Origin of the sequence: Acinetobacter sp. 742879 (genome assembly GCF_000588535.1) — a bacterium.
Lineage (GTDB): Bacteria > Pseudomonadota > Gammaproteobacteria > Pseudomonadales > Moraxellaceae > Acinetobacter > Acinetobacter pittii.
Map to the genome: position 1 here is coordinate 1 of NZ_JFYC01000044.1, position 829 is coordinate 829.

At 50.9% G+C, this 829-nt stretch carries 1 protein-coding gene; it reads right to left on the reverse strand.

All coding sequences use genetic code 11. The features are described from left to right. Positions 1-829, reverse strand: an 829-nt coding sequence (locus J690_RS23500) for an Ig-like domain-containing protein (RefSeq protein ID WP_228133011.1), incomplete at both ends; no start/stop codon positions are given.

Genomic DNA, 829 nt, shown 5'->3' on the forward strand with positions numbered 1-829 from the left:
GCCGAAATTGTGTCGCCATCTACCAGGTTACCTGGGTTTGGTACTGACCATGTGCCGTCTGTGCCTGCAACTACAGTTGCAGTCGTGCCATCAGGATACGTCACAGTCACGGTTGAATCTGGTTCTGCTGTACCTGTAATCGGATCTACCGCATTCACTGGATCAATGTCCGGTGCATTTGGGGCAACGGTATCAATTGTTACAGTACCTGTATCCGTACCTGTATTACCTGCCAAGTCTGTTGCTGTCACAGTCACACTGTGTGCGCCTTCTGACAGAGTTGGTAAGATATCGTTCGGTAAAGTCCAGGTGCCATCGCCATTGTTCACTGCCGGATAATCAATACCATCCACAGTCACTACAATCGTTGCATTTGGATCATTGATGCTACCTGACAAGTCCGGCGTTGCATCATTCGTCACTTCATCAGTTAACGATACCACTGGTGGTAAGCCATCTCCGTCAACAATCTCTGTACCTGGCAATGAAGTATTGCCTGCAGGGTCAGTGGCTGTTGCAGTCACTGTATCGCCATCCACCAGGTTACCCGGGTTTGGTACTGACCATGTTCCGTCTGTGCCTGCCACGACTGTTGCAGTGGTGCCGTCAGGGAAGCTGACTGTCACTGTAGAACCCGCTTCTGCTGTACCGCTCACTGGGTCAGTTGCATTGATTGGATCAAGTACTGGTGCATTTGGTGCGGTGGTATCAATGGTCACCACTGCTGTATCGGTACCTGCATTGCCTGCTGCATCTGTTGCAGTCACGGTAATGGTGTGTGGACCATCAGTTAACGCAGGAAGTGTATTGTCTGCAAGCGTCCAGGTGC